Origin of the sequence: Nonomuraea candida (assembly GCF_000725485.1) — a bacterium.
GTDB lineage: Bacteria > Actinomycetota > Actinomycetes > Streptosporangiales > Streptosporangiaceae > Nonomuraea > Nonomuraea candida.
This window is the reverse complement of the sequence record NZ_JOAG01000187.1, coordinates 1-270: the sequence shown is the minus strand read 5'-3', so window position 1 is coordinate 270 and position 270 is coordinate 1. Positions and strand designations below refer to the sequence as shown.

Below are 270 nucleotides of genomic sequence, written 5' to 3'. Positions count from 1 at the left end.
GGACGAGGAGTGGATCACTGTGCCGGGTGGTCCGACCGGTCAGGTCAGGGCGCGTGTCGTCCGCCCGGCCGGCGGCAGCGGCGATCTGCCGGTGATCGTCTACGTTCATGGTGCGGGCTGGGTGTTCGGCAACGCTCACACTCACGATCGGCTGGTGCGCGAGCTGGCGGTCGGTGCGCGGGCGGCGGTGGTCTTCCCCGAGTACGATCGTTCGCCCGAGCATCGCTATCCGGTGGCGCTCGAGCAGGTCTGGACGGTCGCCCGCTGGGT

General features: G+C 70.4%; 1 protein-coding gene. It reads left to right on the top strand.

Annotated features, from left to right (window positions below; all coding sequences use genetic code 11):
• Positions 1 to 270 (top strand): alpha/beta hydrolase (locus IO39_RS43630; protein ID WP_043637904.1); only part of this gene is annotated, 270 nt, incomplete at both ends.